The organism is Aeromonas rivuli (genome assembly GCF_000820045.1).
GTDB lineage: Bacteria > Pseudomonadota > Gammaproteobacteria > Enterobacterales > Aeromonadaceae > Aeromonas > Aeromonas rivuli.
Window position 1 is genome coordinate 1 of sequence record NZ_CDBJ01000050.1, and the last position, 24,491, is coordinate 24,491.

General features: G+C 59.6%; 22 protein-coding genes and 1 pseudogene. 9 read left to right on the top strand and 14 right to left on the bottom strand.

Features of this window, described 5'->3' with window-relative positions; genetic code table 11:
• Positions 1–263: 263 nt before the first annotated feature.
• Positions 264–1,460 carry an NnrS family protein gene (locus BN1130_RS10760; protein ID WP_042042014.1) on the top strand — a complete coding sequence of 399 codons (1,197 nt, stop codon included), beginning with the start codon at positions 264–266 and terminating at the stop codon, positions 1,458–1,460.
• Positions 1,461–1,491: 31 nt separating this feature from the next.
• Here the strand turns inward: BN1130_RS10760 and BN1130_RS10765 are convergent, their stop codons facing one another.
• Positions 1,492–2,058, bottom strand: coding sequence for a helix-turn-helix domain-containing protein (locus tag BN1130_RS10765; protein WP_042042016.1), 567 nt, complete (start codon positions 2,056–2,058; stop codon positions 1,492–1,494).
• An 87-nt stretch (positions 2,059–2,145) separates the two neighbouring features.
• On the opposite strand from BN1130_RS10765, the gene BN1130_RS10770 reads away from it, so the two are divergent.
• Positions 2,146–3,291: a benzoate/H(+) symporter BenE family transporter gene (locus BN1130_RS10770; protein ID WP_042042017.1), complete on the top strand. Its 1,146-nt coding sequence runs from the start codon at positions 2,146–2,148 to the stop codon at positions 3,289–3,291.
• A gap of 78 nt (positions 3,292–3,369) precedes the next feature.
• On the opposite strand, the gene metF is transcribed toward BN1130_RS10770, so the two are convergent.
• On the bottom strand, positions 3,370–4,260 hold the full coding sequence (gene metF / locus BN1130_RS10775; RefSeq protein WP_005907772.1) for a methylenetetrahydrofolate reductase: 891 nt from the start codon (positions 4,258–4,260) through the stop codon (positions 3,370–3,372).
• Positions 4,261–4,590: 330 nt separating this feature from the next.
• Here metF and BN1130_RS10780 point away from each other — a divergent pair, with 330 nt between their 5' ends.
• Complete coding sequence (locus BN1130_RS10780; protein WP_042042018.1) at positions 4,591–5,394, top strand: GNAT family N-acetyltransferase; 804 nt, start codon at positions 4,591–4,593, stop codon at positions 5,392–5,394.
• Between the two features lie 91 nt (positions 5,395–5,485).
• On the opposite strand, the gene BN1130_RS10785 is transcribed toward BN1130_RS10780, so the two are convergent.
• The 3 genes from BN1130_RS10785 to BN1130_RS10795 all read right to left on the bottom strand — a co-directional run bounded on the left by BN1130_RS10785 (position 5,486) and on the right by BN1130_RS10795 (position 9,721).
• Entirely contained in the window at positions 5,486–6,946 is a 1,461-nt protein-coding gene (locus BN1130_RS10785) for an ABC transporter substrate-binding protein (protein WP_042042020.1), read from the bottom strand.
• Between the two features lie 8 nt (positions 6,947–6,954).
• Positions 6,955–8,934, bottom strand: a complete 1,980-nt coding sequence (locus BN1130_RS10790) for a methyl-accepting chemotaxis protein (RefSeq protein WP_042042022.1) — start codon at positions 8,932–8,934, stop codon at positions 6,955–6,957.
• Between the two features lie 175 nt (positions 8,935–9,109).
• Positions 9,110–9,721 (bottom strand): OmpW family outer membrane protein, encoded by a 612-nt coding sequence (locus BN1130_RS10795; protein ID WP_042042023.1) that lies wholly within the window; start codon positions 9,719–9,721, stop codon positions 9,110–9,112.
• 328 nt (positions 9,722–10,049) lie between these two features.
• Between BN1130_RS10795 and BN1130_RS23035 the strand changes: the two genes are divergently transcribed.
• Positions 10,050–10,178, top strand: a complete 129-nt coding sequence (locus tag BN1130_RS23035) for a hypothetical protein (protein ID WP_263479990.1) — start codon at positions 10,050–10,052, stop codon at positions 10,176–10,178.
• A gap of 163 nt (positions 10,179–10,341) precedes the next feature.
• Here BN1130_RS23035 and uvrA read toward each other — a convergent pair.
• The 8 genes and pseudogenes from uvrA to BN1130_RS10835 form a co-directional block, all read right to left on the bottom strand.
• Positions 10,342–13,161: pseudogene (gene uvrA, locus BN1130_RS10800) on the bottom strand (excinuclease ABC subunit UvrA); the annotation flags it as partial.
• Positions 13,162–13,244: 83 nt separating this feature from the next.
• Positions 13,245–13,625 carry a curli-like amyloid fiber formation chaperone CsgH gene (csgH, locus tag BN1130_RS10805; protein ID WP_052448215.1) on the bottom strand — a complete coding sequence of 127 codons (381 nt, stop codon included), beginning with the start codon at positions 13,623–13,625 and terminating at the stop codon, positions 13,245–13,247.
• Positions 13,626–13,732: 107 nt separating this feature from the next.
• Entirely contained in the window at positions 13,733–15,307 is a 1,575-nt protein-coding gene (locus BN1130_RS10810) for a curlin (protein ID WP_042042024.1), read from the bottom strand.
• A 34-nt stretch (positions 15,308–15,341) separates the two neighbouring features.
• Complete coding sequence (locus BN1130_RS10815) at positions 15,342–15,863, bottom strand: curlin (protein ID WP_042042025.1); 522 nt, start codon at positions 15,861–15,863, stop codon at positions 15,342–15,344.
• 273 nt (positions 15,864–16,136) lie between these two features.
• Entirely contained in the window at positions 16,137–16,991 is an 855-nt protein-coding gene (locus BN1130_RS10820; protein ID WP_042042026.1) for a CsgG/HfaB family protein, read from the bottom strand.
• 7 nt (positions 16,992–16,998) lie between these two features.
• A complete protein-coding gene (locus BN1130_RS10825) occupies positions 16,999–17,397 on the bottom strand; it encodes a curli assembly protein CsgF (protein ID WP_042042027.1) in 399 nt (132 codons plus the stop codon).
• An 11-nt stretch (positions 17,398–17,408) separates the two neighbouring features.
• Positions 17,409–17,846 (bottom strand): CsgE family curli-type amyloid fiber assembly protein, encoded by a 438-nt coding sequence (locus BN1130_RS10830; protein WP_052448216.1) that lies wholly within the window; start codon positions 17,844–17,846, stop codon positions 17,409–17,411.
• The gene (locus BN1130_RS10835; protein ID WP_052448217.1) at positions 17,846–18,490 is read right to left on the bottom strand and encodes a LuxR C-terminal-related transcriptional regulator; all 645 of its coding nucleotides are present in this window, start codon (positions 18,488–18,490) and stop codon (positions 17,846–17,848) included. Before BN1130_RS10835 ends, BN1130_RS10830 begins: the two co-directional genes overlap by 1 nt.
• 552 nt (positions 18,491–19,042) lie before the next feature.
• On the opposite strand from BN1130_RS10835, the gene BN1130_RS10840 reads away from it, so the two are divergent.
• Together BN1130_RS10840 and BN1130_RS10845 are read left to right on the top strand one after the other, a co-directional pair.
• Positions 19,043–19,630, top strand: coding sequence for a single-stranded DNA-binding protein (locus BN1130_RS10840; protein ID WP_042042028.1), 588 nt, complete (start codon positions 19,043–19,045; stop codon positions 19,628–19,630).
• Between the two features lie 183 nt (positions 19,631–19,813).
• Complete coding sequence (locus BN1130_RS10845; RefSeq protein WP_042042030.1) at positions 19,814–20,551, top strand: substrate-binding periplasmic protein; 738 nt, start codon at positions 19,814–19,816, stop codon at positions 20,549–20,551.
• A gap of 82 nt (positions 20,552–20,633) precedes the next feature.
• On the opposite strand, the gene BN1130_RS23040 is transcribed toward BN1130_RS10845, so the two are convergent.
• Positions 20,634–20,756 carry a hypothetical protein gene (locus tag BN1130_RS23040; RefSeq protein ID WP_157013978.1) on the bottom strand — a complete coding sequence of 41 codons (123 nt, stop codon included), beginning with the start codon at positions 20,754–20,756 and terminating at the stop codon, positions 20,634–20,636.
• Between the two features lie 413 nt (positions 20,757–21,169).
• Here BN1130_RS23040 and yjbD point away from each other — a divergent pair, with 413 nt between their 5' ends.
• The 3 genes from yjbD to BN1130_RS10860 all read left to right on the top strand — a co-directional run bounded on the left by yjbD (position 21,170) and on the right by BN1130_RS10860 (position 24,439).
• A complete protein-coding gene (gene yjbD / locus BN1130_RS10850; RefSeq protein ID WP_040319253.1) occupies positions 21,170–21,454 on the top strand; it encodes a DUF3811 domain-containing protein in 285 nt (94 codons plus the stop codon).
• Positions 21,455–21,944: 490 nt separating this feature from the next.
• Entirely contained in the window at positions 21,945–22,157 is a 213-nt protein-coding gene (gene cspE / locus BN1130_RS10855) for a transcription antiterminator/RNA stability regulator CspE (RefSeq protein ID WP_005316548.1), read from the top strand.
• Between the two features lie 326 nt (positions 22,158–22,483).
• Complete coding sequence (locus tag BN1130_RS10860) at positions 22,484–24,439, top strand: ligand-gated channel protein (protein ID WP_042042032.1); 1,956 nt, start codon at positions 22,484–22,486, stop codon at positions 24,437–24,439.
• The last annotated feature ends 52 nt before the right edge of the window (positions 24,440–24,491 follow it).

Consider the following 24,491-nt stretch of genomic DNA (forward strand, 5'->3'; position numbering starts at 1 on the left):
TCGCTTTTCTTTCGGCGCCCGCTTCACTGTGAAGCTAGCTCATCAGTCCGGCGTGTTGTGCCGTGCTGGTAGGGGCGCATTATAGGGATGGCAGCCGCGCTGGCAAGGGCTTTTTCAGCATAAATGTTCGTTCGTTCAGTTATCCAGCAAAGCGGGTGAAATACCGCCGTTTATGGCTCTCAAGCTGCTGCGCATGGTTTTTAATTGAACATTTGAAAAGCCACTTTATAATTGTCTTTTCAAATGCTCATTAAGGTCGCCCCATGCACCAGATCCTCGACAGCCAGAAAGAAGAGCGGATCCTTCCCCTGTTTCGCCTCGGCTTTCGTCCCTTCTTCTTATTAGGAGCCCTGTTCGCCACGCTGGTCATGTTCGCCTGGCTGGGTCAACTCAATGGCTACGTCTCCTTGCCCGGGTTACAGAACCCTGTCTGGTGGCATGGTCATGAGATGCTGTTCGGCTTTGCCGCCGCGATAGTGGCAGGCTTTCTGTTGACGGCGGTGCAGAATTGGACGGCTCATCCGGGCGTGCGAGGATGGCCGCTGGCCCTGGTGGTCGGGCTCTGGGCCCTGCCCCGGCTCTTGCTACCCTGGCTGGGTGAGAGCACAACGGTATTGATGGTGGCCGATCTCATCTGGTTACCACTCTGCGCCTGGTTTCTGGCCAAACCCATCATGGTGACTCGTCAATGGCGCAACCTCTTCTTCGTGCCTCTCTTGTTGCTACTGACTCTGCTCAATGGCGCCAGCTGGTATTGGCGCGCAGACTGGCTATTCGCGGAACGGGTACTGATCGCCACCGTCTTGCTGTTCATCACGCTGATTGCCGTCATGGGAGGGCGCGTCATTCCCTTCTTTACTGCACGCGGTACCGGGCAAGATAAGGTACCCGCGCAGCCCTGGCTGGAGGGGGCGGCACTCGGCACGCTCTGGCTGCTGCTTGCCTGCTGGCTGTCTCTGCCAGGTGACTGGTTGAACTCGGGCCAACTCGCCCCTCTATATATAGTGGCGGCCCTGCTCAACCTGTGGCGGCAACTGCGCTGGCGCCTGCCAAGTACGCTACCCCATCCCCTGCTCTGGTCCCTGCATCTGGCGTATCTGTTTATTCCCTTCGGCCTGACTGCCTTTGCCGCCCAGGCCATGGGGCTCCCCATCACAGCCTCGGCGGCCAGCCACTTTCTTAGCGCCGGGGCGATGGGCACCATGATATTGGCGATGATCGCCAGGGTCTCGCTAGGTCACAGCGGACGAACCCTGCAGCTTGGGCGCCGCATCATTCTGGCCTTTGTCCTTATCTTGCTGGCTGGCCTGGCGAGGCCACTGCTTCCTCTGCTCTGGCCCGCCCAGACCCTGCTTGGCTGGAACCTGAGCGGTGTGAGCTGGGCCCTGGCCTATGCACTCTTCGTCTGGGTATATGCGCCCATATTGAGTCGTCCCCGACTTGACGGCAGACCCGGCTAAGCGGGTTGGTCGCTGGATGGCCCAGGAGGATTCAGCTCCGGGCGGGATAGTGGATCAGGTTATGGAACCTGGCTGGCTGCTCGCCCAGGTTGCGATAGCCATGGGGGCGGTCGGCGGCAAAGCGCATCGCCTCACCATTGCCGAGTCGGTGCCACTCTCCCTCGACCAACAGATCCATCTCTCCGGCGATGACGATGACATGTTCGGTCACCCCCACCTCATGAGCGTCGGATTCGCGCCGATAGCCGGGCAACAGGGTCAGTTCAAACAACTCAAAGCCGACACTCGCCTCGAATGGAAAGAGCGGAGCGACCAACATTCCCTCCCCGGCGGGCTGCTGACGGATCTCGTCAGCGACCCGTCGCAGGGTTGCACGGCTGGGCTCTGGCGCCGGCTCGATGAAGCTGGAGAAAGAGACCCGAAAGCCGGTCGCAATCTTCCAGAGGGTTGCCACTGTCGGGCTGGATTCGCCACGCTCTATCTGACCGAGCATGGCCTTGCTCACCCCGGTTTCCCGCGCCGCGACATCCAGGCTCCAGCCCAGTTCACTCCTCAGGCCTTTTAATCGTTGTGCCAGATGCTGGCTCATGGTCTGCATGACAACCCCTTGTGCGTTATAGCGCTCAATCTTATACTCAGCCCTTATTGTACGTAATAACGCACAAACTGACACAAGGATGTCCCCATGCCATTCGCACTCCCCCATCTGGTCGCCGGCTTCATTGCCGTGCTGGTCGGTTACACCAGCTCAGTGGTGCTCATCATCCAGGCGGCCAGTGCCGCCGGTGCCGATCCCGCCCAGACCGCCTCCTGGCTCTGGACGCTGGGGATAGGCATGGGCCTTAGCTGCATCGGGCTCTCCCTTTATTACCGCACGCCGATACTGACGGCCTGGTCGACCCCGGGGGCGGCCCTGCTCATCACCAGTCTGGGCCAGTTCAGCCTGGCAGACGCCATCGGCGCCTTTCTGCTCTCTTCGCTCCTGATCACCCTGTGTGGCATCACTGGCTGGTTCGAGCGGCTGATGCGGCAGATCCCGGCCAGTCTGGCCGCCGCCATGCTGGCCGGGGTGCTGCTGCGCTTCGGCCTGGATCTGTTCAAGATCACCCCGACAGACCCGCTGCTTATCGGGGCCCTGTTGCTGAGCTTTATCGTCGCCCGCCATCTCTGGCCACGCTATACCATGGTGGTGGTGCTGGCGGTGGGGGTTTCCTTGTGCGGCCTGCGTGGTCAGTTGCAGCTGGCCGAGGTCAGCTGGCAGCTGGCAAGCCCGGTCTGGGTCAGCCCGCATTTTTCCCTCGATGCCTTGTTTGGCATCGCTCTGCCGCTGTTCATTGTCACCATGACCTCTCAGAACATGCCGGGTATCGCCACCCTCAGAGCCCATGGTTATCACATTTCCTCTTCTGCCCTGGTGGGTTGGACGGGATTCATCGGCGTCATACTGGCCCCCTTCGGAGGCTTTGCCTTCAATCTGGCCGCCATCACCGCCGCCATCTGCATGGGCAAGGAGGTGGATCAGGATCCGACCAGACGCTGGGCGGCATCCGTCTGGGCAGGTGGCTTCTATCTGATCAGCGGCTGCTTTGGCGCCACTGTCGTCGCCCTGTTCAACGGTTTTCCGCCAGCCCTGGTGACGGCAATCGCGGGCCTGGCGCTGCTCGGCACCATAGGCAACAGTCTCTACTCGGCGCTGCAACACGAGAGGGAGCGGGAAGCCGCCCTGCTCACCTTCATGGTCACGGCCTCTGGCATCAGCCTGATCGGTGTGGGATCCGCCTGCTGGGGCCTGCTCATCGGCTGGGGCCTGTATCGGTTAAGGCGCAGCTGATCCTCATCTGGGGATCCCTCACATAGCAAAAAGCCAGTGCAGTGCACTGGCCTTTTTGTCGCTGGCAGAGCCACAGGCTTATACCTTGGGACGTACCCCCAGAGTGTGGCAGATGGCATAGGTCAGCTCGGAGCGGTTCAGGGTATAGAAGTGGAAATCCTTCACCCCTTCCTGGCTCAGCACCCGTACCTGATCGATGGCGATGCTGGCACCCACCAGGTTGCGGGTCATCTGATCGTTATCCAGCCCTTCGAAACGCTGGTGCATCCAGCGTGGCACCTTGACGTTGGTGAAACCGGCAAACTTGGCCAGGGTCTGGAAATTGGAGACCGGCAGTATGCCCGGCACTATCTCGGCATCGATGCCGATGGCGGCGCAGCGATCCCTGAAACGCAGGTAGGTTTCCACATCGAAGAAGAACTGGGTAATGGCCCGATTGGCACCTGCATCTATCTTGCGCTTCAGACTCAGCAAGTCTGATTGCGCGCTCCGGGCTTCCGGGTGCCCTTCCGGATAGGCGGCCACCGAGATATCGAAGTCGGCCTCGGCCTTGAGCAACGCGACCAAGTCCGTTGCATACATCTCCGGCTTGTCGACGCCCTGGGGCAGGTCACCGCGCAGGGCAACGATGTGACGGATACCGCTGTTCCAGTAGTCGCGGGCTATGGTGCGCAGTTCGTCACGGCTGGCATCGATACAGGTCAGGTGCGGCGCGGCGATGAGACCGGTGCGATCCTTGATGTCCTTGATCACCTTGTGGGTGCGATCCCGGGTACCCGAGTTGGCACCATAGGTCACGGAGACAAACTTGGGTTCCAGTACCTTTAGGCGCTCTATGGATTGCCAGAGGGTATTCTCCATCCCTTCGCTGTTGGGCGGGAAAAACTCGAAACTGACCCCTATGTCACCGCTTAAATCGGCCAGACTCTGGTTGAGTGCTTCAACCTGACGTGCACTGTGAAATCCCATCGCTCTACTCCCTGCCCTGCTCGCTGCTCTTCCTGACGCCAAATGAATGTCTGGACGTCTAAACGTCTTGCTATCTTTAAGACAAACCGCTCGAATGTCAATCAGGAAATGGCTCACCACCAAAATAGGGCCCATATGTGGCCACATTATCTCGTTATTGCGAGTTGGCTCCCATGCCAAAACACTTTGGCTCAGGGTATGATGGCGGCGGATCGTCCTGGACGCTCTGAATCTGCGTGTGATTGTTTGGCCGGAGCCCCGCTCCGGCCCCTTTTTCAATATCCAGCCTCCCCTGCCGATAACCCAGTATCCCACTAGCAGGAGCTCATCATGGATACCCATCCCGGCTTTGCCACCGACCTGCTGTTCGACCGCTATCAGGGCGAGGTCAGCGCACACCCCCACTTTTGGGCGGTGCGCACCCCCACTGCCCCCGATTACTACTTCGGCAACTACCTGTTGCTGAGCGCGGCCCCGAGCGATCGGGACAAGGGCTGGCTGGAGCAGAGCTTCGACAAGCTGATTGCGACGGATCCCAGGGTACGCCATCGCACCTTCCAATGGCCTCTGGCCGAAGGGCAGAACAGCCGGGTTGCCGGCTTCGTTGCGACCGGTTACCAGTATATGGAGTGCGTGGTGCTGACCCTGGAGCGGGCGCAGTTGCTCACTCCCCCCGACAGCGCAGGAGCCCATATCCGCCCTTTCACGGCGACAGACTGGGCCGATTGGCTCACCCTGGAGTTGGAGGAACGCGAGCCAGACTACCCGGCCGAGAGTTATCTCGCCTACCTGGAGAGCCGCCAACGGCTCTATCAGACCATGACGGACGATGGGTTGGGCAACTGGTGGGGTCTCTGGCAGGGCGATCAGCTGGCGGCGAGTTGCGGCCTCTTCTTCACCGCAACCCTGGGCCGCTTCCAGCTGGTGCGTACTCGCCAGGCCTGGCGCAACCGTGGCCTCTGCAAGCTGTTGCTCGCCCGGGTCGCCGAACAGGGCCTGATCCGGGTGCCACAATTGGTGATAGTGGCGGACGAGCAGTATCACGCCCAGCGGGTTTATCGTGACCTGGGCTTCATCCCCACTGCCCGCATCGCCAGCCTCTGCCGCTGGCCCCGGGAAGAGGAAGCCCCCTGAGGAGCTGGCTCGCGAACACCAGCATAGAGAAGGGAGGCCTGCGCCTCCCTTCTCTATTTCTGCAACCCGGATCATCGGGCCCTGCAGCCAGTCACTGAGCCCCCTCCAGCTGCTGAGCCAGGGCCGCCTCCGTCTGCGGGCTGGTCGCAGGCAAAGGGGCGGCCTCAGCCACAGTGGCCGCACTGCCCTCGGCCTGCACCGGCACTGACGTCTGGGCGGGTGCTGTGGTCAGTGTCTCGTCGATAACCGGGGCTGTCGCCAGGGGATCGCTGGAGGCCGCTGGAGCCTCGCATTGGCAAGCGGCACCCTTGACCTTGTTGCCCTGGTGGGGGGCATACCAGGCCTTGAGCTCCTCTTCAAGCAAGGTCGCCGCCCCTTGCGGCGTCTGCTTGCCCAGCAGCACGGCCTGACTCTGGCTCGCCAACTCATCCCCCAGTTTGGGTTCGCCGCGAGACAGGATCTGCGTCGCGACCCGGATGGTGGAGTCACACTGATCCCGCCACTCCATCATCTCCCGCGCCGCCGGATTGCTCACCTCGAAGAAGTGGTTGGAGAGGGAGAAGAAGCCGGGCAAGGCATTGGTATACAGCTCGGCAAACTGGGCACTGGTCAGCCACTGCAGGAAGGCCATGGCGGCCTCTTTGTTCTTGCTGGCGGGGTTGAGCCCCATGCCGATGTCGGTGTGATCGGTGAAGAAGCAACCGTCACCACGCTTGGCGACCGGGGGACGCATCACCCCGAAGTCCAGCTTGCCGGTGAAGGGGGCTATCTCCCAGGAGCCCGCCACATAGAAGGCCGCCTTGCCACTGGTGAACAGCTCATTGGTCGCGGCGTAGTCCCGCGCTGCGGCGCCCTCGCCCAGATAGGGGCGCCAGCGCGCCAGCTCTTCGAACACCTGCCGGTACTGAGGATCGTCGAGTCGCTCCTGGCCATTAACCAGCGCCAGGCGACCATCTTCCCCCTTCCAGTAGTTGGGGCCTATGTTCTGGAAGCCGAGCTCGGAGGCGACCCAGCTCTCGCTGCCGCTCATGGCCAGCGGCACATAGCGGCCATCAGCCTTCACCTTCTCCAATACCTGGAAGAGATCCTCCCGAGTCTCTGGCAGGCTCAGGCCCAGCTCCTTGAAGATCGCCTTGTTATAGAAAAAACCGTGAATGACGGAGGCCATGGGCACACAGAAGGTCTGAGCCCCGGAATCCGTCTGCCAGGGCGACTGGGCGAAGCTCGGGAAGTTCTCCATCCCGGCCATCTCGGTCAATTCGGCGAGATAACCCGCCTTGAACAGTGCCAGGGAGTCATCAAAGGGGCGACAGGTGATGAGGTCCCCCGCCTTGCCCGCCTTCAGGCTCTGCCACAGGGTCGGCATGTACTCGACGTTCTGCACCCCGTTGAATGTCACCTGGATGCCCGGGTGAGCGGCCTCGAAGGCCGGGATGATCTTCTGCTCCCATAACGCCTTGTCATCTATCCGCCAGCTCTCGATCACCAGCTCACTGGCCATCAGCTGACCACACAACAGGAGACTCAGGGCTCCGATCCACTTGTTAGCCATAAGTCCTCTCATACCTTGAAATGGGCGATCAATTGCTGCTGCTTGGCAACCAGATTGGCGAGCACCTCGCTGCTGCTGGCCGATTGACGGGCTTCCCGCTCCGTCTCGTAGGCCACCTCGGCAATACCGGAGATGTGGCGAGCCACCCCCTGGCTGACCGAGATCTGCTCCTGGGCCGCGTGGGCCACCTGATCCGCCATCGACTTGATGGCGCTCATCCGCTCGGCGATGGATTGCAGGGCCGCATCCATCTGGCGAGTCTGGTCGACACAGCTGCCGGTCTGCTCCTGGCTGCGGCCCATCACCTCGACCACCTGGCTGCTGGCGCTCTGCAAGTTTTCGATCATGGCCTGGATCTCTTCCGTACTGGTCTGGGTCCGGTTGGCCAGTGCCCGCACCTCATCGGCCACCACGGCGAAGCCGCGACCGGCTTCACCGGCCCGGGCCGCCTCGATGGCGGCGTTGAGCGCCAGCAGATTGGTCTGCTCGGCGATGCCGCGAATGACGTCCAGAATGCTGCCGATGTTGTGACTGAACTCCCCCAGCTTGTGGGTGATGCCCACGGCCTCGGCCATGGCACCGGCCAGCTCTTCGGTAAGGCGGCGAGTCACGGCGACCTGCTGCCGACCGGCGCGAGCCTCTTCGTCGGCAAGATCGACTTCGTGTTTGGTGCCATCGGTGGAGCGAGCCACCTCGGTGGCGCTCACCTCCAGCTCGGTGATGGCGGCGGCCACCTGATCGGTCTGGCTCTTCTGATCCTGCACCCGGGCCATGGCTCGCTCGCTAATCTCGGCGGCGCGACTCGCCTCCTCCACCAGATGGCGGGAACCGGCATTGATCTGAGCCAGCAGTTCACCCGTCTTGCCCGCCAGGGTATCGATGGAGCGAGACAGGCTGCCGAACTCGCAGCGACTGCGATAATCGATGCGGCGGGTCATGTCCCCTGCGGCCATCAGGCCAAGCTCATGACCAATGCGCTGCAAGGGGCGCTGTATGCTGCGGGCCGTGGTGTAACCGATCAGCAGCGCGGCGGCGGCAGAGACTGCCGCCACCAGCAGGATCCAGATGCTGGCACTGCTGACGGCGTCATCGGCCAGGGAGCGGCTGGAGCTGGCGATGGTGCCGGCACTCTTGCCCATCTCATCGAGCTGGCTCAGGCTGCTGACCAACGCGGCATCGAGCTGCTGGTTGAGTTGATTCAGGGAGCTGGCCAGCTGCTGGCTCTGGCGCATGGTGGCGAGCAGACCCTGTTTGCCGAGGGCCAGCTCCTGCATCCTGTCCAGGTTGGAGACGAAGCGCTGCTTGACGTCGGCGGGCACATCGACCCGCTCCAGCCGCTTGCGGGCCATCTCGATGTCCTTGCCGAGCACCCGCTCCAGTTCATTGAGATCCGTGCCTGCATCGGCGCGGCGTATGTTCTTCAGATCCCGGGCGATGCCGGAGGTGATGAGCTCAGCCTTGTTGCGCATGGATCGCTTGGCGGACGCCTGCTGCAACAGCAGATCCGCAGCCCACTGGTAGGTATCTTCCAGACGGATGAAGGCCATCTCCAGCTGGTGACGCTGGGCCAGGGTATCGACCCATTGGCGATGTTGACTCAGCACCTGACCCGCCAGGGCGAAGAACTGTCCCGTGGCCTGCTCCACCCCGGCGAAGCGCGACCGGGCCTCGTCCAGCTCGGTGAAACGCCCCATCTGCTGACTCAGGGTCTTGAAACCGGCCTGCTGCTGCTCGAAGCGACTGGCCAACTCAGGCAGGCCGCCGGCCTGTTCGCTGGCCCTGTACTCCAGTACCCAGCGGTTGCTGTCTTGCAACGCTCCCTTGAGGCCCGCCACAGTGATAACCAGAGGGGTGGCCTTATCCGAGACCTGAGAGAGGCCGTCACTGATCCCCCGTATCTTGAGGGCGCTGACGACCCCCAGCAGGACCAACAACAGCAGCATCAACACGAATCCGGCGATGATCCGCTGCACAATAGACAAACCCATGAGACATCCTCACTCGTTGGGGAAAGGGACAGTGCTGAGGGTATCGGCCGGGAAGTGAATAGTTGGAGCCTTGATAGGGGTATTTATGCCCTTGAGACAGCAAGGGTATCAATGGAAACCATAAAAGAGCCCGGCAGCGCCGGGCTAAAGGGACGTGCAGTGCAACTCGCGAGTATTAGAAGCGGTAGCCGACGCCGACCATGAAGGCCACGGGGTCGATGGAGGTCTTGATCCCCTCGCCGCCGTTGACGTGCACCTCGGTGTCTATGTCCATGATCCAGGCCGAGCCGTTGACAAACCAGCGGTCATTGATCGCCATGTCGATACCAATCTGACCGGCCACCCCCCAGGAGTCATCCAGCTTGACGTCGGCACCATCCAGGGCACCCTTGCCCTTCTCGCTGAAGAAGGTGGTGTAGTTGATGCCGATGCCCACATAGGGGCGCACCTTGCTCTGGGCATCCCCGAAGTAGTATTGGGCCATCAGGGTCGGCGGCAGCTGTTTGACCTTGGCGACCTCTCCCAGCCCCGGCGTGCTGACCGAGTGGGAGAAGGGGGTGGCGGCCAGGAGCTCGACACCCCAGTTGTCGGTGATCAGATAGGAGAGGGTCAGCCCGAGCTGCATGTCGTCATCAATCTGGAACTCGCCCGAACCCAGTACATCGTCGCTGCTCTCCTGAGGAGAGACGAAGGCCAGGCCACCGCGCACCAGGATATCCCCGGCCTGATGGGCCATGACGGGAGAGGCAAAGGCGGCTGCGATCATCAGAGGAAGAAACTTGTTCATCACCATATTTCCTTTTTTAGTTTTCGTTCTGTGTTGTAAGCAGGGCGACTATAAAAGGATGTGACTGGCCGGTTATTGATTTGGCGCAAAAGTTACCAATAAATAGATAGATGTACGAAATAGCTTACTCACGCGCAAAACGCCGAGTGTGAATAACATAACCAACTGATTTAAAATGATTAACTATAATAACGCTCTTTATTTTCAACGATTAATGCATAAACGGAATATAAGTTTTGTGATACGAGTTGGCTATTTTTTGATTGCAGCTTGTTATCGGCTGGCGTATTTTCCGCATCCATTGTTGTCGAGTTGTCACCCTGTTTTTATGAAAAAGCCCTATCAGCCTCATCCCGTCACCAGCATACTGGCCGCTATCTTCGGTCTCGGCTCCCTGCTGTTTATCTTCGTCGGCTTCTGTCTCGGGCTCGCCTGGCTGATGGTGCGGACGCACTGAGGCTGGATAGCAGAGAGGGGCCCGATGGGCCCCTCTCTATTAACGGTCACGTTGCCCGTTGTTCATATGCTGGCTGCGGCGGTTATTCGCTCTGCGCTGCCTGGCGCGGTTTGCGCCCCTTGCGCACTGCCGGTTGGCTGGCTTGCCTGGCCCCATGCTTGTCCAGCAAGGGGGCCAGGAAGCGCGCCGTGTGCGACTCCTTGTTCTTGGCAACCTGCTCCGGGGTACCGGTCACCAGGATACGGCCACCACCGGCCCCCCCTTCCGGCCCCAGATCCACCACCCAGTCCGCGGTCTTGATGACATCCAGATTGTGCTCGATGATCACCATGGTATTGCCCCTGTCCCGCAACTGATGCAGCACCTTGAGCAGTTGCTGAATGTCGTGGAAATGCAGGCCAGTGGTCGGTTCATCCAGGATATAGAGGGTCTTGCCGGTGTCGCGCTTGGAGAGCTCCCGCGCCAGCTTGACCCGCTGCGCCTCCCCTCCCGACAAGGTGGTCGCCGACTGGCCGAGGCGGATGTAGGAGAGACCCACGTCCATCAGGGTCTGCAGCTTGCGCGCCACCGCGGGCACCGGGTCGAAGAAGCCACGGGCATCTTCCACCGTCATCTCCAGGATCTCGTTGATGTTCTTGCCCTTGTACTTCACCTCCAGGGTCTCGCGGTTGTAGCGCTTGCCCTTGCAGACATCGCAGGGCACATAGACGTCTGGCAGGAAGTGCATCTCCACCTTGATGACCCCATCCCCCTGACAGGCCTCGCAACGACCCCCCTTCACGTTGAAGGAGAAGCGACCCGGCTGGTAGCCGCGTGAACGCGCCTCCTGAGTGCCGGAGAGCAGCTCACGGATCGGGGTAAAGAGCCCGGTGTAAGTCGCCGGGTTGGAGCGCGGGGTGCGGCCGATGGGGCTCTGATCGATATCCACCACCTTGTCGAGCTGATCCAGCCCCTCGATGCTGCGATAAGGGGCCGGGGTCGATTCGGTCGCCTTGTTCAGCTCCCGGTGGGCAATGCGGAACAGGGTGTCGTTGATCAGGGTCGACTTGCCGGAACCGGATACCCCGGTGACGCAGGTCATGACCCCGAGGGGAAGATCCAGGTTGACGCTGCGCAGGTTGTTGCCGCTTGCCCCCTTGAGCTTGAGCCAGCGATCGGTGAGCGGGGTGCGCTGCGCAGGGACGGCGATCTCCTTGCGGCCGGAGAGGTAGTCACCGGTCAGGGAGTCCGGGTTATTGATGATCTCCTCCGGGGTGCCTTGCGCGACGATGGCGCCGCCATGTACCCCGGCCCCCGGCCCGATGTCGAGCACATGGTCGGCGAGGCGAATGGCGTCTTCATCGTGCTCCACCACTATCACGGTATTGCCGAGATCGCGCAGGTGGGTCAGGGTCTTGAGCAGCCGTTCGTTGTCCCGCTGGTGCAAACCGATGGAGGGTTCATCCAGTACATACATGACCCCCACCAGACCGGCACCTATCTGGCTCGCCAAGCGGATGCGCTGGGCTTCGCCACCGGACAGGGTCTCGGCGCTGCGGGACAGGCTCAGATAGTTGAGCCCCACGTTGACCAGGAAGCCGAGCCGCTCGACGATCTCTTTCAAGATCTTGTCGGCTATCTGGGCACGCTGGCCGGTGAGCGCCAGCCCCTCGAAGAAGGCCAGGGCATCGCCGATGGATTGCTCGGCGATGGCGGAAAGGTTGCGATTATCGACGAACACATGGCGCGCCTCCTCCCGCAGTCGGCTGCCGCCGCAGCTGGTGCAGGACTTGTTGGCAATGTATTTGGAGAGCTCTTCGCGCACCGAGTTGGATTCGGTCTCCCGGTAGCGGCGCTCCATGTTGTGCAAGATCCCCTCGAAGGGGTGCTTGCGCACCACCACATCGCCGCGATCGTTCATGTAGCGGAACTCGATCTCGGTTTTGCCCGAACCCCGCAGCAATACTTCCTGTACCTTGGCGGGCAGATCCCCCCAAGGGAGCTCCAGATCGAACTTGTAGTGCTCGGCGAGGGACTTGAGCATCTGGAAGTAATAGAAGCTGCGCTTGTCCCAACCACGGATGGCGCCCCCGGCCAGGCTCTGGCTCGGGTCGTGGATCAGCTTGGCGGGATCGAAGTACTGTTGTACCCCCAGGCCATCGCAGGTCGGGCAGGCACCGGCCGGGTTGTTGAAGGAGAAGATGCGCGGCTCCAGCTCCGACATGGAGTAGCCGCACTCGGGGCAGGCGAAGTTGGCGGAGAAGGTCATGACCGGCACCTGCTCCTCGCCCTCCATGGGCGCCACCAGCACGATGCCGCCGGAGAGGGTCAGCGCCGTCTCGAAGGATTCGGCCAGGCGCAGCGCCAGGTCATCGCGCACCTTGAAGCGATCGACCACCACCTCGATGGTGTGCTTCTTGTGCAGCTCCAACGGGGGAGGATCCGAGAGATCGCACACCTCGCCATCGATGCGGGCGCGGATATAACCCTGGGCCGCCAGGTTCTCCAGCAGCTTGCTGTGCTCCCCTTTGCGATCGCGCACCACCGGGGCCAGCAGCATCAGCTTGCTGCCTTCGGGCTGGGCCAACACCTGATCCACCATCTGGCTGATGGTCTGGGCGGCGAGCGGGATGGCGTGGGTCGGGCAGCGTGGCTCGCCGACCCGGGCAAACAGCAGGCGCAGATAGTCATAAATTTCGGTGATGGTGCCGACGGTCGAACGCGGGTTGTGCGACGTAGACTTCTGCTCGATGGAGATGGCCGGCGACAGACCCTCGATATGATCCACATCCGGCTTCTCCATCAGGGAGAGGAACTGGCGGGCGTAGGCGGAGAGAGACTCCACATAGCGGCGCTGGCCTTCGGCATAGAGGGTATCGAACGCCAGGGACGACTTGCCGGAGCCGGAGAGGCCGGTGACCACGATCAGCTTGTCGCGGGGCAGAGTCAGGTTGATGTTCTTGAGGTTGTGGGTGCGGGCACCCCGGATCACGATTTTTTCCATCTTGTTGCGCGCTCGATACGGTAACCAGAGCGGGCCAGTATGGCATAGAGACTACTGGATGAATAGACAGTCCAGACGGGAAATCATGGGGAGGAGGGACAATGGAATGTCTGGTCGAGCTCGCTCAGCAACAAGGTTTCCTGCCACAGTTGCAACCGTATTCTGACCTGGTAGGGGCAAGCCAGCCCCAGACTCAATCGCCCCAGGGCATGGGGTTGGTTGGCGACCAGTTCGGCCCCCCCGCTCTGACGCTGATGACTGCGGCCTCCCGCCCCCTGACTCCAGAGATCAAGGGTGAAGGTCAGGGTTCCCGGCTCGGCGCTGCGCAGGGTCGGTGCCACCGTGAGGCCGGTCGGCCCCGGCTCGGCATTGAGGCTTATCTTGGGGATCGCCTTGGCCTCCTTGGCCGGGTCAGACTCGCCCGCCCAGACCGTTGGAGACAAGCTGAGCCACAGGAGCAGCATCGCTAGCCGCCGGTGCAGGGGAGTGGTCTGGTGACATGAGCCAACCGACCCGTCCCGAGTCCGCCCCAATAAAAAAGGGGCCCGCAGGCCCCCGAATGTGCAAATCATCAGTTGCCGCCCTGATAGACATAGGCGTGATTGTTGCTGCCATAGACATCGACCTGAGCCGTGTTGTAGCTGGCAGTCTGGACCACATCGACCAGGTTGCCACCGCCGTTCATGCCGGCGTTGACATAGACGTCGGCCACATGGTTGTTGCCGGTCTGGCTGACGGTCAGATCGTTGTCGCTGCCCAGGTAGGACTCGACGGAGGCGTTGTTCAGGTCGCCGGTCTGGGTGACCGTCACGGTCGAGCCGGAGTGGGACGCATCGGCATAGGCCCAGTTGTCGTTACCGGTCTGAGTCACGGTCAGCTCGTTGTCCGAGCCCCAGGTCCAGGCGCCTTTGCCTTCCACATCACGGGCGGCGGCAACCTGGTTGCGATCCCCTTGCTGGTCGATGGTGATCTGGTTGTTGCTGCCCGCTTCCTGCACCGCGTTGGCGTAGTTGTCGTCACCGCTCTGATCGATGGTCACCACGCCAGCGGTGCTGCTCGCCAGCTGCTTGACCACGGCCTGGTTGCCGTCCCCCATCTGCTCGACGCTGGCCTGGTTGCCCGCGCCCCGCTGCTCGGTGTCGGCGCGGTTGCCATCACCCACCTGGATGATGGTGCCCTGCTCGCCGACGCCACCCTGGTAGGCAATCGCCTGGTTGTCATCACCCAGCTGATCGATGGTCAGCACATCGTCACGGCCAGTCTGGTTGGTGTCGATTTCGTTACGGTTGCCAACCTGAGTCAGGGTGGCACTCTCGTTGGTACCGGCCTGGTTGGCGGTCAGGACGTTGCCCTCACCCGCTCCGGAACCGGACTGGGCCGTTTTCACATAGCCATCGACACCGCTCTGGGTCACATAAGCCTTGTTATCGAGATCGCGCTGCTCGACCTGGGCCTCGTTGCCACTTCCCGATTGAGTCACCTTTGCCAGGGTACCCTCCGGATAGACGTAACCGTAGCTATTGGTTGCCTGGGTGACGGTGGCCTTGTTCAGCTGACCGGACTGGGCCACCTGGGCTTCGGCACCATCGGCAATCTGCTGGGAGATGCTGGCCTCATGGCTGTTGCCAAGCTGGCTGACATTGGCGATGGCTTTATCGGACCAGTAGTTGTTGATACTGGCATCGTTGTTGTTGCCAATCTGGCTCACGGTGGAGCTGGCACCATCACCGTTATCCTGCATCACATCGGCACTGTTGTGGTTGCCGACCTGGGCGACGGAGGCGTGGGAGCCTTCGTTGAACACCTGCTGGGTCACGGTCGCGACGTTGAAGTTGCCCGTGCTCGCCACCTGGGCAACGGATCCTGCGGTGCTGGACTCCTGAGTCACCAGGGCATCGTTGCCTGCCCCGGTCTGAGCCACGCTGGCCTCAGACTGGCTGGTGTTCTTCTGGATGGTTTTCGCCTCGTTATCGGCACCAATCTGGCTGATGCTCGCCTGATTGTGGTTGCTGTCATCGAGCTGCTCGACCGTGGCCAGGTTGTTGTTGCCGGTTTGGGCGACAGTGGCCTGGTTGTTGGCGGAAGCCGCCCAGACGCTGGAAGTAGCCAGTAATACGGCAGAGGCGATGATGGTACGTTTGAACATGATTTCCCTCTCGTGCTTTGGTGTGAGCCTGGGCTCAGTTGGTTTGAACTACTCTCACTTGCTGGTTGGCGCCCGCCTGAATGACGGTGGCCGACAGACCGGAGCCGTTTTGCTCTATGCTGGCCAGGTTGCCATCACCGAGCTGAACGGCCCGTGCCCTGTTGTCATATCCGCTCTGGCTGATCCAGGCCTGGTTGTCCATGCCCTGTTGCCACAGCCACATCTGGTTGCCGATGCCGGCCTGATAGAGCTCGGCGCTGTTACCAACCCCGAGCTGAACGGCATCGACCCAGTGGTTGTCACCGATCTGCTCCAGGCTCAGCTGTTGCTGCTGGCCCTGTTGCATCAGGCGGACCTGGTTGTCGTTGCCTGACTGGCTGAGCTGCAATTCGTTATCCGATCCGAGCTGCCAGAGATGGGCCTGGTTGCCCTCCCCCCGCTGGATCAGTTCAAGCTCGTTGCCCTGACCCAGTTCGCTCAGGGAGGCCAGGTCCTGCGCCAATGCGGGCAGGCCTAGCAGACTCATGATCAGCAGGACAGGATTCAGGTATTTCATCTGCGATTACCTTTTTGAAGTGCGGGTCCAGTATCCCCAGCCCCCCTGGCCAGGGCCATCAGCCACACAGCTGATTCGAGGCTGATTCGGATCCCGGGTTTGTCTGGGAGAAAAGGCTGAGGTCACGCTGAGCCATCCAGGAGAACAGAGATGGCGCCAAAGGGAGGGATGAGAAATAAACATAAAAAAACAGGCCCATGACGGGCCTGTGTTGACGTTTTCGAGGAGTGAGCGCGCTCGCCAGAGGAGGCAGTGCCGGATGCGTTCCTGTCGCTAGAGAATGGGGGCGCTGTCTTGCAGATAGCCCTGCAGTATGGGGTTTTCCATGTCCCGCGCATCGGCAAGCTGCCAGAGGTTGTCTCGTACCCCGTTGGCAATGAGCCGGATCACCGCCGATTCGATGGCAGACATGACACACATCTGTACCGGTTCGTTGGTACTGAAACCCGCCTCCGCCTCCAGCAGCCGTTTGTACTCGACGAAGCGGAACACCCCGGCCTGCACCTGCTGGGAGAGGATGGTCTTGGAGGTGGTGACACTGTTGAGAATGCGACCGGAGCGGATATCGACGGCCCTCAGGTTGACGGTCACCTGATCGACCCGGTATTCGCCACTCGCCCCTATGCCGAAATACTTGGCCCCGGCACCGCCGGTGCGCACATTGCTGTCATAGGCGACTATGCCCCCCTCGATCAGGATATTGGCCGCCACCAGCGAGGGTAATTGATGCTGATTATTGCCGGGTACATTGGGTTTGTTTTGCGTGGCCCGCACTATCTTGCGCTCGGTCAGCAGGTTCTGCAGCCCTTCCCGCTCCAGGGGCACGAACCACTGGGAGTCCCAGAGCGCCGTGCTCAGCATCGCGACCCCGCCCTGGGTCACGGCCGTGGAGAAGTTGGAGGCCGGGGCTGGCAGATACTGACCGGTCTGATCGCGAAAATCGTAGACGGCAGCCACTATCTTGCCCTTGGGCTTGGGCAGGCTGATCAGCTCTTTATAGGAGATGGATCTCGGCATCAGGGTCGCCTTCTCGTCTGCCTCGGGAGAACCTATATGCGTGGCACAGCCCCCCAGGAGAGAGAGGGTGGCAAGCAAAGGCAGGGCGGCGAACAGGGGTATCCGTTTCATAGCATCCTCAGTCGGCGATCAGGCCATTCACTTCGATCAGGGTGGTTTCGTTCGTCGCTCTATCTGTGATGGAGATGGCCAGGGTGCCATCCTCATCCACCACGTTGATCGCGAACTCGTCGGTGACCAGGCTACCGCTTTGGCTGCCATCCTTGCCGACGTCGGCCAGCAGCTGGCTCACCAGCCGCGACTGCAGGCTGGAGGTGAGTCTGTCCAGTGCCGAGGTGCCACTGCTGCCACCGGCTGAGGGATCCTTGTAGTCGTTCTGGGCATTGGCCGTGCCCAGCAGGTGACTGCTGTTGAGCGGGTTGCCGCCAAAGCTGGGGTTGACGGGCCGATAGATAAGCTCGGAGGCAGAGGCGGTCATGCTGACCGTCAGCGCCAGGAGCAGGAGGCGTGAGCACATATGCCATGTCCTTATAGTTCATCGTGTTCCAGATCGAAGGTATCCATGAACAGGATGGCGACCTTCTGCTGTCGTAAAACCTCGCTCACCTGAGCCCAGGCCTGCTGCGCGGCAGCCTCCCCCTGACTCCGTACCGGAGAGAGCGCCGTCCTGAACAACACCTTGCGATTGTGGGTGATCCAGATAAGGCTCCCCCAGCGCGCCGTCGGCCGTTCATGTATGGTGATATTCTCTCGGGCATGGGGATCTTCATCCTCCCGTAGCCGGCTGAAGTGGTGATAAAAGCCCTGGCCAAAGCGGGTGAAGGTACGATCTATGACCAGGCCGCCTATCTCTATCCGGTCGTTCTCCTGCTCGGGTTGCAGGGACTCCAGCGGCGCGTTGGCATCCCCCTCGCTGGCCGCCAGGGCCCCAGAGATCAACCAGAGACAGAGCAGCCAGCTGCGCATCAGTGGGAGCTCGTCATATCGAGGTACTCTTTGGCCCAGCTCACCGCCTGCAACCTATTCTTGACGTTCAGCTTCTTGAAGACGTTATAAAGGTGGGACTTGATGGTGTGCTCGCTGACAAACAGGGTGTCGGCTATTTCGGTATTGGAGGCCCCGGTCATCAAGTAACGAATGATCTCGCGCTCGCGGACCGTCAGCAGATTCTGGCTGCGCTGAGCCGGCTCCATGCCCTGCCGGTAATAGCTGACCAACTCGCACATCAGATGACGCGGGATCCAGAACTCCCCCTGCATCACCTTCTTGATACCGGCCACCAGACGATCCAGGGGATCCTGACGGAAGAAGAGACCGCTGGTGTTGGGCCACATCAACAACAAGTCGCGATCCGTGCTGGTCGGCGCATTGAGCAACACTGTGCTGGCCGATTCGAAGGCGGCAATATCCCGGTTCCAGCCAAACTGCTGGCTCGACTTGAGATAGTCCAGATCGATCAGGAACAGGTTGCAATCTTCGATGGCCAGCAGTTGATCGGGATGGCTGATCAACCGTATCGGCTCACCGAGTTGGGCCATCAGATAGGTAGTGAAGGTCGTCGCCTGAACATTGCCTTCGGTCACGAGTACCAACGGAATCTCTGTCATCATGGGGCTCTTCCTTGAACGGTGTGCCTGTCGGCTTGCATCGTTTTTATGTGCCAATAATGGTCGCAAGAGAGTAACAAGCCCCGATTTTTACACAGCATTAAAAAAGCATTAGGCGCCATTCAAACCCAAGTGAAACTGTTTTTTTACTAGACAATACAGAGGACTAGGACAGACCCCCTATTTGGGGGGGGCAAATGAGACATAGATACTCCGGCTGTCATCTCTCTCCTTATCCCTCTGCTATGGGCAATATCTTAAGAACGTGAAGCAGCCCCCACACCGCCGCTTGCCCGGATCCCGGCACCTGCGTTAGCGTATTGCCGAATACAGAACCCGCGCGTCAAACCCGTTTCGGGTTGCTAAAGATGTGCTATCAACGGCATCAACTGTTACTATGGCGGGCTAATCCGAACGTCGATGGCAGGGCCCATGCCCCATCGACGACAGGCCAGGGCCCCCGCAGGCAAGATGGCGCCGGGCCTGGGCGGCAGCAATATTTTGAGTAGAACCAGACCAGGTAGCTGGTCGGCATATAAAGGTGGAAGATAGATTATGGCCAGTCGAGGCATCAACAAAGTCATTCTGATCGGTAACCTGGGGCAAGACCCGGAAGTGCGCTACATGCCGAGCGGCGGTGCCGTGACCAACATCACCCTGGCCACCTCCGAAACCTGGCGCGACAAGCAGACTGGTGAGCAGAAAGAGCGCACCGAATGGCATCGTGTGGTGTTCATGGGCAAACTGGCCGAAGTCGCTGGCGAATACCTGAAGAAGGGTTCCCAGGTCTATGTCGAAGGCAAACTGCAGACCCGCAAATGGCAAGATCAGGGTGGCCAGGAGCGCTATACCACTGAAGTATTGGTAGACAGCTTCAGCGGCGTTATGCAGATGCTGGGTGGTCGTCCTCAAGGCGGCGCCGGTCAGGGAATGGGTGGTCAACAGTCCCAGGGCAACTGGGGTCAGCCCCAACAAGCCGCTCCCCAGCAGAATATGCAGCGTCCCTCTGCCCCCCAACAGAATGCAGCGCCGCAACAGAACATGCAGCAGGGTGGTTACAGCCGTCCGCAGCAACAGCCTCAGTCCGCACCGCCGGTTTACAACGAACCGCCGATGGACTTTGACGACGACATTCCGTTCTAATTAATAGCTCTACAAAGGCCCTGACCATTCAGGGCCTTTTCTTTGCAAACCTGTGCAACATTGCGTGCATTCCTGACGCAAAGAAGCCGCATCCCCCCGATTTCAGCCCGACTCTCGTCCCGGGACAGAGGGCGTGCAAGGGGGCAGGTTATAATGCAGTGAATCGCCATCGAGTAGTGGGACATGATAAAACGCGGGATCCTGATCATTGGGTTAGTAGTGAGTGGATTGCTGAGTGCCGCACCGCTCAAGGTCGGTGTCAGTTTTGCCATTCCACCCTACGTCATAGAAAAAGAGGCGCAGGGCATAGAGCTGGATCTGCTGCGCACCGCCTTCCAGGACAGTGGCTATCAACTCTCTTTTCATTATCTGCCCCTGGAACGCACCTTCCGCATGCTGGCCGACGGCAAGCTGGACGCCATCATCAATGTCAGGCCCGGCATGCTGGATGGGGCCTTTCTCTCCCGCCCCGTGATCCGCTTTCACAATCAGATATTCACCCTCGCTCCGCTCACCGTGACCAATCTCACGGCGCTCACGACCCTCAAGGTGACCGCCTTCCAACGGGCGACTCAGATACTGGGCCCCGAGTTTGCCACTATGGCCGCGAACAATGCCCGTTATGAAGAAGTCGCCAAGCAGCAGGGCCAGGTGCACCAGCTGCTGCTAGGCCGGGTTGATGCGGTGGTGATGGATGAGCGCGTCTTCTATTACCATCTGGCGCAGTTAAGGCAGGAGAGAGCCGAGCCCCACATTTATAACCGGGAACGGATACGGGCCAACGCCCTGTTCAAACCCACCCTCTATCACTTCGCCTTCAGGGATGCGGCAGTACGGGATCATTTTGATCGGGCACTGCTGGCGATGCGAGTGGATGGTCGGTACGAGCAGATCTTCGCCAACTATGGCGCCGAACCATGATCCCTGCAGCAAGCACCCGATGAGCGGCAATAGAAAAGCCAGCCCGAAGGCTGGCTTGTGGTACTGGCTCGAGTGAGCTGAGTTACTTCATGACGCTATCACTCTTGAGATCGGCTTTCTGGCGCTTGGCCTCTCGCTTTTCCTTCAGTGACATCTGCGGCTTCTTCTTGCCATCTTTGCCGTTGTGATGTTCTTTGTTACTCATCATCAAACTCCAAAAATGTGACCGACACTCGGGGGGCTAACCCCTGCTGCAATCCGAATCGTAAACTACAGTACTTCCTTGCCTCCCCATTGAGCGGGAAGCAAAATCAGCATACTCCCTAATCAAGGCCGGGATCCATCCCCATTTGCTCCCCCTCCTCATTCCCTTTGCATCGGCTTTTTTGACCTGAAGAGCGAGCAAACCATTCATGCATATCACTATTTAATTTAACGCCTGGCCAGAACCCGCATTTAATGTTCTATCTCTCGTCACAAATATGTCCGGCAGAGAGCCAAGTGAACAGGGAAATAATTCGGCACTAACAGGGGGTAAATGTGATGGCAAGCGGAGAATAAGAAATAATCAGCGAAATGTGATAAGGTATTTCATTCCCAACTTGCCAGGAGAGCCCCGTGAAAAAATTGGAAATGAAAGATCTGACCGATAAAGAAAAAGCCGATATCGCCCAATTGCTGCAAAAGGCACAGGCCAATGCGGATCATCCGCTGACCAATGGCGAGCGCAACAAAATCCGGGAAGAGGGCCGCCTCAAGGTGGTTGCCGATCGCGCCGAAGCCGCCAAAGAGGCCTCTCGCCTTGCTCGCGAGAAAGCCAAGGAACGGGCTCGCAACCAAGTGCTGCCAGAAACCTTCAGCTGGATTGACTCCGTCAGCGACAAGTTCCGCGGCCGCCGCTGACCACTCAGGCTCGTCACCCAGGGACAACACATCCCGAGTGGCGAGTTCGAGCCTGACCCGGATCGCCCCTTAACCACAATTTTTTCAGGTTTTTTCACCCGACCCGCCCTCCGGCATTATACCCAGTAGGCAGGGGCGATAATTCAGCGCCAAGGCAGGCCATACAAGGTTCTGCCTCTTTTCTCCTCAAAAAGCACCTGAACCATTCAAGTCTCTTTTTTGGGGAAAGTGATCACCAGATCGGCTGCTGAAAGAAATGATTTACGAGATAAAGATTGCCATCACTGAGATGGCATGTTTTAATGTTTCTCGATGGTTCGGTAGTTCAGACCACATTATGTTAGGTAGTCTCTAGTAAAGCAGTGATTAGATAAGAGTTGTCCTCGGATTCCACTTATCAAATAATTCTCCTTCTTTAGTGCGCCATACGTATTCTGACGAAAAATCATAAATTGCCATATGGCACTTAAACACTGTAAAGGAAATTATTATGTCTAACAAAATGACTGGTACCGTTAAGTTCTTCAACGCTGAAAAAGGTTTTGGCTTCATCTCCCCGGCTGACGGCAGCAAAGACGTGTTCGTACACTTCTCCGCTATCCAGTCCACCAGCTTCAAAACCCTGGACGAAGGTCAGCGCGTTGAGTTCACCATCGAGCAAGGCCAGAAAGGTCCTGCTGCTGCCAACGTAGTTGGTCTGTAATTCAAGCCAAGGGCCAGTAACCAGACCCAAGTCTGCTGACTGACCACTGCAAGAATTAAAAAAACCCGCCTAGGCGGGTTTTTTGTTGTCTGAAAGTTGCCTGAAAAACGGTGAAGCCCCCTCCTCCTTGCCCTGACACGTTCCCTCTCTCCTGCCCCCATCAAGATGATAATAGATATCAATTGCGTTTAATTCTCATTTAATTAGAATGCCTGCCGAAACGGTTTCCCCGTTTGAGGCTCAATCCAGCCGTCCCAGTGCGACACCAAGATCCCGGGATGCCATGGCGGATTGAGAAACTTTCCTTCCCAGGAGTTCAGGTTCCCATGACCAGCATACGCATTACCCCCCTTGCCCCTCTGATATTCGCAGCCCTTGCCAGCCAGGCTCATGCCAGCCAGAACGAAGTGATGGTTGTCACGGCTTCAGGTTTCCAGCAGAAGATTGAAGACACCGCCGCCTCCATCTCGGTCGTGACACGCGAACAGCTGGAGAAGCGCGCCTATCGTGACGTCACCGATGCCTTGAAAGACGTGCCCGGGGTTGTGGTGACAGGGGGTGGCAGCAGCAGCGACATCAGTATCCGGGGCATGGGCTCCAAATACACACTGATGCTGGTCGATGGTAAACGGGTCGACAGTCGTGGCACTCGCCCCAACAGCGATGGTCCCGGCATAGAACAAGGCTGGCTGCCTCCCCTGCAAGCCATAGATCGCATTGAGGTGGTACGCGGCCCCATGTCCTCCCGCTATGGTTCCGATGCCATGGGCGGCGTCATCAACGTCATCACTCGCAAGAGCGCCAGCATGACCGCATGGCAAGGCTCACTCCACGCCGACTCCACCTTTCAGGAAGATCAGGAGTCCGGAGATATCTTCCAGACCGACGCCTATGCAGCGGGCGCCTTGGTCGAGGGATTGCTGGGGGTGAGGGTCAATGGTCTGCTCTCCCATCGGGATGAGGATCAATTCGAGAATGGCTTTGCCGAACAGGAGATGCGCAGTGGTACTGCCGTATTCAGTCTGACGCCAGATGAACACAACAGGTTCGACTTCGAGGCCAGTCGCGGCCTGCAAGACAGGGATCGCACACCAGGTGACTCGATTCCCACCAAAGCCAAGCCGAGCCTGAATCGCTACGAGCGCACCAATTACGCCATCACCCACGACGGCCAATATGAGTTCGGCTCATCCTCCAGCTATCTGCAACACGAGGAGAACACCAATCCGGGTCGGCAGATGAAGATGCTCAACACCATAGCCGACACCCACACCCAGTTCATACTCGGCGATCACTATCTGAGCATCGGTGGCCAGTACCGCTATGAGGATCTGCAGGATCAGGGCAACCAGCTCAAGGTGGCCAATAGCGCCGATCAGCTGACGCGCTGGAGTTGGGCGCTGTTTGTGGAGGATGAGTGGGCCATGACCGAGGGTTTCGCCCTCACCGCCGGTGTGCGCCTGGATCAGGACGAGAATTATGGTGACCACTGGAGTCCACGCCTGTATGGCGTCTGGCATCCTGCCGAATTCTGGACCCTGAAGGGAGGCGTCTCTACCGGCTATCGCTCCCCTGACTTGCGCATGTCTGCCGCCAACTGGGGTCAGGCCACCGGAGGTGGCACCCAGGATGGCATCCTGGTCGGTAATGCGGACCTCAAGCCAGAGACCAGCCTCAGTGAAGAGATAGCGCTGCTGTGGGATGGTCAGCAAGGGTTGAATGCCAGTTTGACCCTGTTCAACACCGATTTTAACAACAAAATCTCCGAGGTTCGGCGCTGTTCCAGCAAGAGTGACCCAAGCTGTACCCTGAATGGCTACACCTATGACTTCATCAGCGATCGCATCAACGTCGACGAGGCGAACATGCGCGGGGTGGAGAGCACGGCCAACTGGGCGATCAATACCGATTGGTCCCTGGCCTCCAGTTATACCTACACCCAATCCGAGCAGAAAAGCGGTCCCATGGCTGGCAAACCCCTCAACCAGATGCCGCGCCACATGTTCAATACCTCGGTGGATTGGCAAACCACGGAGCAAGTCAGCCTCTGGTCGCGGGTCAACTTCCGCAGCAAGACCTCGGACTACCAGAGTCGCGCCAAAATGGCCGACGGCACCCCCTCCTACACCTTCTTCGACACGGGATTGGTCTACAAGGCCAACCAGGACTTGAGCGTCACTGCGGGCATCTACAACCTGCTGGACAAGACGGTGGATTACGGTAGCTACGGCACAGTGCTGGACGGGCGCCGCTACAACCTGGGGCTGACCTATCAGTTCTAATCACCATCCCGGCAAGACAAGAGGCCCGCATAATGCGGGCCTCTTGTCTTGT

Excerpts from the sequence above, each read along its gene's own strand:
- BN1130_RS10810 (WP_042042024.1), bottom strand. The coding sequence starts at position 15,307 with ATGTTCAAACGTACCATCATCGCCTCTGCCGTATTACTGGCTACTTCC.
- BN1130_RS10765 (WP_042042016.1), bottom strand. The coding sequence starts at position 2,058 with ATGCAGACCATGAGCCAGCATCTGGCACAACGATTAAAAGGCCTGAGG.
- BN1130_RS10840 (WP_042042028.1), top strand. The coding sequence starts at position 19,043 with ATGGCCAGTCGAGGCATCAACAAAGTCATTCTGATCGGTAACCTGGGG.
- BN1130_RS10830 (WP_052448216.1), bottom strand. The coding sequence starts at position 17,846 with ATGCGCAGCTGGCTGCTCTGTCTCTGGTTGATCTCTGGGGCCCTGGCG.
- csgH (WP_052448215.1), bottom strand. The coding sequence starts at position 13,625 with ATGCTGCTCCTGTGGCTCAGCTTGTCTCCAACGGTCTGGGCGGGCGAG.
- BN1130_RS10845 (WP_042042030.1), top strand. The coding sequence starts at position 19,814 with ATGATAAAACGCGGGATCCTGATCATTGGGTTAGTAGTGAGTGGATTG.
- BN1130_RS10795 (WP_042042023.1), bottom strand. The coding sequence starts at position 9,721 with ATGAACAAGTTTCTTCCTCTGATGATCGCAGCCGCCTTTGCCTCTCCC.
- BN1130_RS10820 (WP_042042026.1), bottom strand. The coding sequence starts at position 16,991 with ATGAAACGGATACCCCTGTTCGCCGCCCTGCCTTTGCTTGCCACCCTC.
- BN1130_RS10860 (WP_042042032.1), top strand. The coding sequence starts at position 22,484 with ATGACCAGCATACGCATTACCCCCCTTGCCCCTCTGATATTCGCAGCC.
- BN1130_RS10825 (WP_042042027.1), bottom strand. The coding sequence starts at position 17,397 with ATGTGCTCACGCCTCCTGCTCCTGGCGCTGACGGTCAGCATGACCGCC.
- metF (WP_005907772.1), bottom strand. The coding sequence starts at position 4,260 with ATGGGATTTCACAGTGCACGTCAGGTTGAAGCACTCAACCAGAGTCTG.
- cspE (WP_005316548.1), top strand. The coding sequence starts at position 21,945 with ATGTCTAACAAAATGACTGGTACCGTTAAGTTCTTCAACGCTGAAAAA.
- BN1130_RS10835 (WP_052448217.1), bottom strand. The coding sequence starts at position 18,490 with ATGATGACAGAGATTCCGTTGGTACTCGTGACCGAAGGCAATGTTCAG.
- BN1130_RS23035 (WP_263479990.1), top strand. The coding sequence starts at position 10,050 with ATGAAAAAGCCCTATCAGCCTCATCCCGTCACCAGCATACTGGCCGCT.
- BN1130_RS23040 (WP_157013978.1), bottom strand. The coding sequence starts at position 20,756 with ATGAGTAACAAAGAACATCACAACGGCAAAGATGGCAAGAAGAAGCCG.
- BN1130_RS10760 (WP_042042014.1), top strand. The coding sequence starts at position 264 with ATGCACCAGATCCTCGACAGCCAGAAAGAAGAGCGGATCCTTCCCCTG.
- BN1130_RS10770 (WP_042042017.1), top strand. The coding sequence starts at position 2,146 with ATGCCATTCGCACTCCCCCATCTGGTCGCCGGCTTCATTGCCGTGCTG.
- BN1130_RS10815 (WP_042042025.1), bottom strand. The coding sequence starts at position 15,863 with ATGAAATACCTGAATCCTGTCCTGCTGATCATGAGTCTGCTAGGCCTG.
- BN1130_RS10790 (WP_042042022.1), bottom strand. The coding sequence starts at position 8,934 with ATGGGTTTGTCTATTGTGCAGCGGATCATCGCCGGATTCGTGTTGATG.
- BN1130_RS10785 (WP_042042020.1), bottom strand. The coding sequence starts at position 6,946 with ATGGCTAACAAGTGGATCGGAGCCCTGAGTCTCCTGTTGTGTGGTCAG.
- BN1130_RS10780 (WP_042042018.1), top strand. The coding sequence starts at position 4,591 with ATGGATACCCATCCCGGCTTTGCCACCGACCTGCTGTTCGACCGCTAT.